At 74.8% G+C, this 8,941-nt stretch carries 10 protein-coding genes and 1 pseudogene; 10 read left to right on the plus strand and 1 reads right to left on the minus strand.

Annotated elements, in window-relative coordinates:
• Positions 1 to 175: 175 nt before the first annotated feature.
• From AB0G13_RS17300 to AB0G13_RS17325, 6 genes are all read left to right on the plus strand, one after another.
• Positions 176 to 1,114, plus strand: coding sequence for an LCP family protein (locus AB0G13_RS17300; protein ID WP_357875203.1), 939 nt, complete (start codon positions 176 to 178; stop codon positions 1,112 to 1,114).
• 53 nt (positions 1,115 to 1,167) lie between these two features.
• A complete protein-coding gene (locus AB0G13_RS17305) occupies positions 1,168 to 1,503 on the plus strand; it encodes a rhodanese-like domain-containing protein (RefSeq protein ID WP_357875205.1) in 336 nt (111 codons plus the stop codon).
• A 10-nt stretch (positions 1,504 to 1,513) separates the two neighbouring features.
• The gene (locus AB0G13_RS17310; protein WP_357875207.1) at positions 1,514 to 2,305 is read left to right on the plus strand and encodes a glycerophosphodiester phosphodiesterase family protein; all 792 of its coding nucleotides are present in this window, start codon (positions 1,514 to 1,516) and stop codon (positions 2,303 to 2,305) included.
• A gap of 73 nt (positions 2,306 to 2,378) precedes the next feature.
• Positions 2,379 to 3,836, plus strand: a complete 1,458-nt coding sequence (locus AB0G13_RS17315) for an ATP-binding protein (RefSeq protein WP_357875209.1) — start codon at positions 2,379 to 2,381, stop codon at positions 3,834 to 3,836.
• 68 nt (positions 3,837 to 3,904) lie between these two features.
• A complete protein-coding gene (locus AB0G13_RS17320; RefSeq protein ID WP_357875211.1) occupies positions 3,905 to 4,321 on the plus strand; it encodes an ATP-binding protein in 417 nt (138 codons plus the stop codon).
• A gap of 60 nt (positions 4,322 to 4,381) precedes the next feature.
• Positions 4,382 to 5,266, plus strand: coding sequence for a DUF5926 family protein (locus AB0G13_RS17325; RefSeq protein WP_357875213.1), 885 nt, complete (start codon positions 4,382 to 4,384; stop codon positions 5,264 to 5,266).
• Between the two features lie 164 nt (positions 5,267 to 5,430).
• On the opposite strand, the gene AB0G13_RS17330 is transcribed toward AB0G13_RS17325, so the two are convergent.
• On the minus strand, positions 5,431 to 6,660 hold the full coding sequence (locus AB0G13_RS17330; RefSeq protein WP_357875215.1) for an arginine deiminase: 1,230 nt from the start codon (positions 6,658 to 6,660) through the stop codon (positions 5,431 to 5,433).
• A gap of 163 nt (positions 6,661 to 6,823) precedes the next feature.
• Between AB0G13_RS17330 and AB0G13_RS17335 the strand changes: the two genes are divergently transcribed.
• The 4 genes and pseudogenes from AB0G13_RS17335 to AB0G13_RS17350 form a co-directional block, all read left to right on the plus strand.
• Positions 6,824 to 7,564: a hypothetical protein gene (locus AB0G13_RS17335; RefSeq protein ID WP_357875217.1), complete on the plus strand. Its 741-nt coding sequence runs from the start codon at positions 6,824 to 6,826 to the stop codon at positions 7,562 to 7,564.
• A 177-nt stretch (positions 7,565 to 7,741) separates the two neighbouring features.
• Positions 7,742 to 8,200, plus strand: a complete 459-nt coding sequence (locus AB0G13_RS17340; RefSeq protein WP_357875219.1) for a hypothetical protein — start codon at positions 7,742 to 7,744, stop codon at positions 8,198 to 8,200.
• Between the two features lie 75 nt (positions 8,201 to 8,275).
• On the plus strand, positions 8,276 to 8,665 hold the full coding sequence (locus AB0G13_RS17345) for an ACT domain-containing protein (RefSeq protein ID WP_357875221.1): 390 nt from the start codon (positions 8,276 to 8,278) through the stop codon (positions 8,663 to 8,665).
• Between the two features lie 83 nt (positions 8,666 to 8,748).
• A pseudogene (locus tag AB0G13_RS17350) lies at positions 8,749 to 8,941 on the plus strand (hypothetical protein); the annotation flags it as partial.

The following is an 8,941-nucleotide window of genomic DNA, read 5'->3' on the forward strand; positions in this document are numbered from 1 at the left end:
ACCGCCGGGACCGACTCGTAGCCTGACGTGAGAAGGATTCACGTACGGCTCGCGGGGAGGCGTCACGTCCAGATCGACGGGCGACGGTCGGGGCCGGCCCGGGGCCGACGCCCGGGCCGCCCGGCCGCGCCGCGTCCGCTGGCCCCGGCTGCTGCTCGGCCTGGGCCTGGCCCTGGTGCTGCTGGCCGCGCTCGCCGTGGTGGGCCTCCGATCGCTGAGCGACCGGTACGAGCGCAGCGTCGTGCGGGAGCAACTGCTCGACCCCACCGCCCGCCGGAAGCGCACCGACCCGGACGGGCCGCTGAACTACCTGCTGGTGGGGACCGACCGGTGGCAGAGCAGCAGCGCGGCGGGCCGCCGGTCGGACACCATCCTCATCGTGCACGTCCCCGCCGGCGGACGTGAGGCGTACCTGGTCTCCGTGCCCCGGGACCTGCTCGTCGCCATCCCCGCTGGCAACGGCTACGGCGGCGGTCAGGACAAGATCAACGCGGCGTACGAGCACGGCGGCGGCGGACAGCCGGGCACCCGGCTGCTCTCGGCCACCCTGTCCCGGTTGACCGGCATCCGCTTCGACGGCGCGGCCCTGATCGACTTCTCCGGCTTCCGCAAGGTCATCGACCTGCTCGGCGGCGTACGCATGTGCGTGGACACCGAGGTCCGCTCGATCCACACCGACCGCGTCTTCCAGCCCGGTTGTCAGCAGATGGACGGCGGCGAGGCGCTGGACTACGTCCGCCAGCGCTACGACCTGCCGGGCGGCGACTACGACCGGCAGACCCACCAGCAGCAACTGCTCCGGGCCGTGCTGGAGCGCACGAGCGAGACGTCGCTGCGGACCAACCCGGTCAAGCTGGACCAGGTGATCCGCGCCGTGGGCGGCTCGTTGACCGTGGACACCAACGGCGTACCGCTGGAGGACCTCGTCCTCGCGCTGCGCGACCTGCCGGCCGACGCGCTGCGCGGCGTGCAGGTCCCCTCCCACCCCCAGACCATCGACCAGGTGTCGTACGTGGTCCTCGACAACGGCGGGAGCGGCCTGTTCGAGGCGGTACGCGGCACCCGCGTGCCGGACTGGGCGCGGGCCAACCCGCACTGGGTCACCCGACTGTGACGCCGGGGACCGGCCCGGCACCGGCCGCCCGGGCGAGGATCTAGGCTTGGCCCGTGTTCGGATCCCAGGTTCCCACCGTGACCGTGACCGAGATCGCCGACGACGCGTACCTGCTCGACGTCCGGGAGGACGACGAGTGGAACGCCGGCCACGCCCCCGGCGCGCACCACCTGCCGATGACGGAGCTGCCGGCCCGGATCGCCGAGGTGCCGGCCGACCGCGACGTCGCCGTCATCTGCCGCTCCGGCGGGCGCTCCGCACAGGTCGTCACCTACCTGATGCGCAACGGCTGGGACCAGGTGCGCAACGTCCAGGGCGGGATGGGCGAGTGGGCCGCCGCCGGGCGACCGGTCGTCGGTGCGGACGGGCAGCCGGGCCGGGTCCTCTAGGACGGGCGGAATGGGCGACCCCCTCGTCTTCGCGCACCGCGGCTCCTCCCACGACCTGCCCGAGCACACCCTCGCGGCCTACCTGCGGGCCCTCGACGAGGGCGCGGACGGGCTGGAGTGCGACGTCCGGCTGACCCGGGACGGGCACCTGGTCTGCGTGCACGACCGCCGGCTCGACCGGACCAGCAACGGCCACGGGCTGGTCAGCGCCCGCACCCTCGCGGAGCTGGACGCGCTGGACTTCGGCTCCTGGCACCCCGGCTGCGTACCCGCCGACGGGGACGAGGTGCTGGACGAGTCGCACACCCGGCTGCTCACCCTGGAGCGGCTGCTGGACGCGGTGCTGGCCGCGGGCAGGCCGGTGCGGCTGCTGGTGGAGACCAAGCACCCCTCCCGCTACGGCGGGAACGTCGAGCGCCGGCTCGTCGCGCTGCTGCGCCGGTACGGCCTGGCCGAGCCCGGACCGGACGATCCGGTCCGCGTCACGGTCATGTCGTTCTCCCCGCTGGCCGTACGCCGGCTCCGGGAACTGGCCCCCGCGCTGCCCACGGTGCTGCTGCTGGAGGTACTGCCGCGCTGGCTGCCGCTGGGGCGGCTGCCGTTCGGCACCCGGATCGCCGGCCCCGGCGTCGCCCTGGTGCGGGCCCGCCCGCAGCTGGTGCCCGCGCTGCGGGCGGCGGGTAACCAGGTCTACGTGTGGACCGTCAACGAGCCGGCCGACCTGGACCTCGTCCTGGCCGCCGGGGTGGACGGCGTCATCACCGACCGGCCGGCGCACGCGCTGGCCCGCCTGGGCCGCTGACCGGGGTGGCGCCGACCGGAGACCCGGGCGGGCAGGGGTGTCCCGGAACCGGCCGGCGGGGCACACTCGGAGCATGCCGGAGCGCACCGACCTCTCCGCTCTCATCGCCGGCCAGACCACGGTGGTCGAAATGATCAACTCCGGCGGCGCCGGCCTCCCGGTGCTCACCCACCTGCTCCGCGTGGCCCGCTCGGCGCTCGGCGCGGCGGGCGTGGCGTTCGTCGAGTTCGCGCCGACCGGCGGCCGGGTGATCGCCGCCACCGGCGCCGCCGAGTGGGCCGTCGGCCATCCCGTGCCGGCCGACGACCCCGCCACCGTCTGCCTGCTCTCCGGCGCCCGCGTGCGCCGGGTCCGCACGGACGAGCTCACCGGCAGGCTCTCCGCCGAACTTGCCGAGCGGGGCCTGCTCCGGATGGTGGTCGCCCGCGCGGAGATCGGCGGGCTGACGGTCGGCAGTCTGCACGTGCTCTATCCGGACGGGAACGACCCGCTGGACGCCGAGCAGCACGCCGTCGTGGGCTACGTGGCCGCCTGCATCGCCCACCTGTACGGCGACCAGACCGGGCTGCCGGTGCACGGCGACGGACCGGTGGTGGCCGCGCTGGCGGACGGGCTGGCCGTGGTCGACCGGGACGGTCACGTCCGGCTCTGGAACCCGGCCGCCGCCCGGGTCACCGGCCGTTCCACGGCCCAGGCGCTCCACCAGCCGCTGCCCTTCCCGCTGCCCCCGTTTGGGCGGGTGCTCGACCACCGGCTGCCGGACGGCCGCTGGCTCAAGATCACCTCCGGCGAGCTGCCCGGTCCCGGCGCCCTGCGGGTGGTCACCTTCCGGGACATCACCGACCAGCAGCGCCGCGACCACGACCGGGATCTCTTCGTCGCGGTCACCAGCCACGAGCTGCGTACGCCGGTGACCGTGATCAAGGGCTACGCGGACACGCTCACCGACCACTGGGAGTCGCTGACCGAGACCGATCGGCGGCACGCCGCCCGGGTGATCGGGCAGCGCGCCAACGAGCTGGCCCGGCTGGTGGACCGGCTGCTCTCCTCCGCCGCCGAGGCGGGACCGGGCGACGACCCGCCCGCCCCGTACGACCTCGGTGACGCGCTGCGCGCGGCGGCGGTCGACCTGCCGGCGGAGCTGCGGCAGCGGCTCGTCCTCCGCCTCCCCGCCGACCTGCCCAAGGCGCTCGGCCACCGGCCGAGCGTGGCCACCATGCTCACCGAGCTGTGCACGAACGCCGGCAAGTACTCCGCGCCGGACTCACCCATCGAGATCACCGCCGGGGCGGACGGGTCGACGGTCTCCTTCCAGGTACGCGACCGGGGCGTCGGCATCCGGCCGGAGCACGCGGAGCGGGCCTTCGACCGGTTCTGGCAGGGCGAGTCGGGCGACCGTCGCCGCTATCCCGGGGCCGGACTCGGTCTCTATCTCGTCCGCCGGATCGTTGAACAGCAGAATGGATGGGTATCCCTACGGCCGAGGGCCGGTGGCGGTACGGTCGCAGAGGTGCGGCTGCCCCGCGGGTGACCGGCGACGGGCAACGGGGGCGTGAAGGGACGAAGGTGTCGACGGGAGCTGCCGATCGGGCATGGTGCGTGGTGGTTCCCCACCACGCCGTCGGGGCACGGCTGGCGCGGCGACGGCTCGCCGAGGAGCTGACCGGCGTCGTACCCCCGCCGCTCCTGGCCGACCTCGTCGCGGTCCTGGCCGAGCTGGTCGGCAACGCGGTCCGGCACGCCGACCCGCTGCCCGGCGGAGTGGTCCGGGTCGCCTGGCGGCTGCGCGACTCGACCCGCGGCCAGCAGGTGCAGCTCCGGGTGACCGACGGCGGCGCCGCGGCGGGCCCCACGATGCGGGTCGCCGACCTCGAAGCCGTCGACGGCCGGGGGCTGCACATCATCTCGGGGCTGGCCGACCGCTGGGGCGTCGAGCGGGACGGCCTGGGCCAGAGCGTGTGGGCCGAGTTCGACCCGGCCGAGGTCACCCGGTCGGACCTCGCCGTCGCCGGCTGACCGACCGCGAGGGCGGGTCCTGCCCCCGCCGGGCGGCCGGGACCTCTAGGCTGTGTCGCCGTGAGCAAGCGTCGAAAGAGCCAGCGGGCCGCCGAAGCCACCCCGAAGCGGGAGAAGGTACGGGACATCTTCGTACCCCGACCGTTCGAGGGGCTGACCGACGAGCCGGAGTGGATCGCCCTGCGGGAACTGGTGCCGGCCGCCTCGGCCCCGCTGCGGCTGGCCCCCGCCCTGGTCGAGGAGTTCGGCGACCGGGAGGTCACCCTCGCCAGCGTGCTGCCGATGGCCGCCCCGGCCATGACCAAGCCGGACGGGCGGGTCCTGATCGGGCTCCAGCGCCACCAGCAGTCCGGTGACGTCTCCCGCGACCTGGCCGAGGCGCTGCTCTGCGCGCTGCGGGCCGAGCCGGGCCGCCCGGTGCCCGTGCCGCCGCTGCCCGGCCCCGGCCCACGGTTGCAGGACGTCCTGGTCGACGGCCCGCTGGAGGTCAGCATGCACGACGGGTTCGAGTTCTGGCTCGACCCGGGAGCCGGCGACGACCCGAACGTGCAGGCGTCCCTGGAGCGGGCGAACGCCGCGATCTACCCGACCGTCCGGCTCGCCGCCGCCCGGGCCGCCTACTGGTGCCAGGTGCCGGAGAAGGCGCACGTGCGCTGGGTGCTGCCGGACGACGAGGACGCCGCGCTGGACGCGCTGGCCCGCCTGAGCGTGGCCGGCACGCTGGTCCTCGGCGAGAACACCCGGTTCGCGGGCATGTTCCGGGCCCACGGCCGGCTGGTGCCGGTCTGGGACCTGCCGGAGGACGTCCCGGCCGCCGACTGGGAGCAGCCGGTCGCCGACTTCGCCAAGCGGTACGCGGAGGCGCTCGCCGACCCCGCCCCGCTCGACGCCGCCGGCCGGCGGGCCCGCCACGGCCTGCTCGGCCGCCAGCTCACCCTGCGCTGAGCCGGTTGCCCCCGCCGCCACCCGGCGGGGGCACCTCGGCGTCCAGCGAGGGCATCTCGGCCTCCGGCGGGGAAATCTCGGGCCTTTGGCGAGGGCATCTCGGCCGCCGGCCGCTTCGCGACGTCCGCAGTGGGCGGCCGGGGCGGTTCCTCCGCGGGGAGGCGTCAGGCAGGGTCCCGGCCCTGCCCGCCCAGCGGCTCCCGGACCAGGGGGCAGGACATGCAGCGTGGCCCGCCCCGGCCCGAGCCCAGCTCCGAGCCGGCGATCTGGATCACCTCGATGCCGGCCCGCTCCAGTTGCGCGTTGGTCTCCGTGTTGCGCTCGTAGCCCACGCAGAGCCGGGGCGCGAGGGCGAGGGTGTTGTTGCCGTCGTCCCACTGCTCGCGTTCCGCGGTGACCGGGTCCAGCCCGGTGTCGATGACCCGGAGCTGGGACAGGTCCATCGCGTCGGCGGCGGCCCGTAGGAACGGCGCCGGGCCGTCCACCCGCGGGTCCTCACCGTCCGCCCCGGCGATGACCGTGTACGCCGAGAGCGTGTGGGCGATGTTCGGATACATCAGCACGGCGTCGACGTCCACCATCGTGCAGACGGTGTCCAGGTGCATGGTCGCCCGCTCCTGGGCGATCGGGACGACGAGGATGGTGTGCGCGAGCCCGGCGGCGAAGACCTGCCGGGCGAGGCGCTCCGCGCCGGCGGGGGTGGTCCGCTCGCCCACCCCGACGGCCAGCACCCCCGGCGCGAGGAGCAGCACGTCGCCGCCCTCCAGATGCTCCAGGCCGGGCTGGTAGACGAGCTCGGTGCCGGCGAAGCGCGGGTGGTGCCGGTAGATGGCGTCGGTCAGCGTGGTCTCCCGCCGCCGCGCCGGCATCGCCAGGCTGGTCACCCCGACCCGGTCGCCGACCCAGAACGAGGAGTCCCGCGTGAACAGCAGGTTGGGCAGCGGGTCGATGACGAAGTCGTGCCGGTCCATCAGGGTGTAGACGAGGCCGCCCGGCCGCTCCCGGCTGACCCGCAGCTCCTCGTGGGCCAGCCCGGCGATGAGCACGTCGGCGAGCGCGACGGGGTCGAGGTACGCGAGGTGGTCGGCGACCCGGGCGCGCAGCGAGTCGCCGAGCCGGGGCGAGCGGAGCACCTCGTCGGTGAGCTCGGCCCGCGCGTCGGCGACGGCGAGCGTCTCGGCCAGGAGGGCGGCGAGGTAGAGCACCTCGACCCCACGCTCACGCAGGGCGGCGGCGAAGGCGTCGTGTTCCTCCTGGGCGCGTCCGACCCACGGGATGGCGTCGAAGAGGAGCGAGTCGTTGTTGCGAGGGGTGAGCCGGGCGAGCTCGGGGCCGGGGCGGTGCAGCAGCACCGTCCCGAGCCGACCGACTTCGCTGTCCACGTAGTGGGTCACCCTCGCAGCGTAGGGCAGGGTTTGGCGGCATCCGATAAAACAGGGGTGGATGAATATGGCATTCATCCGCACTCACTCCGGCGTTCCAACTTGCCGACACGGGGGACTGGCAACGTAGGGTAGTGAGGACATAACTTCGAGGGACCTTTTGCCGGAGGTCGCGATGACTGTCTTTCCCGCTCGTCGAGCCGTACCGTCCGCCCGGGCACTGCCGCCCGCGGCGGTGCCACACCCCCGCGTGGAGTCGCCGGGGGTGCTCGCACCCGTTCGTCCGTCCCCGTTGGAGTGGGCCCGCCGCCGCCGCGCGGAACGGGGCGCCCGGCGGCTGGAGGCGGCCGGGGCACGGGCGCTCGGCCGGCTCGACCATCTCGGGCCCGCGTGGCACGTCATCGAGTGGCCCCGCACGGACGCCTCCGACCTCCTGCTCGACCACGAACGCGACGAACGCGCCGGATTCCTCGCCATCGGGCCGAGCGGGCTCTTCGCGGTCACCATCGCCGACCACGGCCGGGCCCGGGTCCTGGTGGCCGGCGACGTGGTCCAGATCAACGGCAAGCGACCGCCCTACGTGGCCGAGGCCCGCCGCGACGCCAAGCGCGCCAGCAAGGCCCTCTCCGACGCGGTGGGACTGCCGATCCCGGTGACGCCGGTGCTGACCTTCGTCGGCTCCGGCGTCATCAGCGTCTACGGCCTGCCGAAGGACTGCCTGATGGCCACCCACCGCGAGCTGGACCGCCTGCTCGTCGCCGGGGGCAGCCGGATCAGCCCGGCCACGGCCGAGAAGCTCTCCCGGGTCGCGCAGCACCCGGAGACCTGGATGAACGGCGCGTACCGGCCGGCCGCCGACTACCGGTGGTACGAGGGCGGCCGAACGGCCGCTGACAAGCCGGCCAACCGACGGTAACGTCACCGGCGACGCCACGCACCCGGGCGCCGGTCGGCACCCGTCGGTCGCGCCGTTGCCGGCCGCCTGGTCAGGGCACTCCCTCACCCCACCGGCGGCCCGGCGACCACGCGCGGTCGGCGTCACCCGTGACGACCGGCTAGCGTGGACGGACCGTCGGTGTACATAGGAGGCGCGGTGGCCCACGTCGAACTCTCGCTCTCTGACGTGTTCGTGCCGGCGGCGGGAACATCGACAGAGCAGGAGTTCGACAACCTCGTTCGGTGGTCCTCGACCGTCTCCCACGCCGACGAGCCGTGCCTGCTGATCGACGCCGGGACGAGGGTCGTCGCCGTCTCCGCCGCCGGTTGCGAGCTGCTCTGCCTGGGCGAGCCGGAGGACGTGACCGGGCTGCCGCTGCTCGACGGCGGGCTGCGGCTGCTCGACTTCACCGCCAACCGCTGCGAGCTGACCGAGCCCGAGATCGACAAGATCCCGCCGCTGCTGGCCATCTCCTCCGGGCGCCTGGCCCGAGGGCTGCTCCGGGTCCAGGGGGCGTCGGCCGACGCGCCGGACTCGACCGTCGACGCGATCTCCACCCCGGTGTTCACCAGCGGGACCGTCGCCGGTTCCCTCACGTTCTTCTCCCCGGTCTGACCAGCGGCGGGATGTGGCGTTCGCCGCACGCGGCGAATCTGGGGCGGGCCCGCACCGAGGCCGTAAGGTGCCCTCATGCTCGATATCGCTCTGCTGCCGGGGAAGTACGCCGTGTGCCGCTTGGCCGCCGGCTCCGCCCTGCCGCCCGAGTTGTCGGGCGGGCTGAGCGACGGCGACGTCGTCACGGTGAGCTGGACGGCGGACGGGATCTCGCTGATCTGTCCCGCCGACCGGGCGCCCGAGCAGGCCGTCGGCGAGACCGCCTGGCGCTGCCTACGGGTCGGTGAGCCGCTCGACCTGGCCGTCAGCGGCACCCTCGCCGCGCTGGTGGACCCGCTCGCCGCGGCCCGGGTGAGCGTGGTCGCCTTCTCCACCTACGACACCGACTACCTGCTGGTTCCCGCCGTGCGGCTCCGCGAGGCGACCGCCGCGCTGGAGCGTGCCGGCCATCGCGTCCTCGGCTGATCTTCACCCGGCCGCCGGTTCCTCCTAGGATGGGCTCGGCCTCCCGGCCGCAGTGACGCTCCCCGATGTCCCGAGGATCGGCCGTGCCGCCCACCCCCTCGCGCCACGACACCTCCGCCCGACCGCCCGGCCCCGCCGTCGGGCCCGGCGCGGGTCGACCGCGCGCCCGCACCACCCCGCCCAGGCCGGTCGTCGGCGCGGCGCGCCCGGCCCCGCCGTCGTACGCCCGCCGGCTCGCAGCCGTCGTGCTGCTGGCCGCGCTGCCCCTGGCCGGCT

Source organism: Micromonospora sp. NPDC023633 (assembly GCF_040640035.1).
Classification (GTDB): Bacteria; Actinomycetota; Actinomycetes; order Mycobacteriales; family Micromonosporaceae; genus Micromonospora.

Bases quoted from the DNA above. Each gene is read 5' to 3' on its own strand.
- AB0G13_RS17315 (WP_357875209.1), top strand. From the start codon at position 2,379: ATGCCGGAGCGCACCGACCTCTCCGCTCTCATCGCCGGCCAGACCACG.
- AB0G13_RS17310 (WP_357875207.1), top strand. From the start codon at position 1,514: ATGGGCGACCCCCTCGTCTTCGCGCACCGCGGCTCCTCCCACGACCTG.
- AB0G13_RS17345 (WP_357875221.1), top strand. From the start codon at position 8,276: ATGCTCGATATCGCTCTGCTGCCGGGGAAGTACGCCGTGTGCCGCTTG.
- AB0G13_RS17335 (WP_357875217.1), top strand. From the start codon at position 6,824: ATGACTGTCTTTCCCGCTCGTCGAGCCGTACCGTCCGCCCGGGCACTG.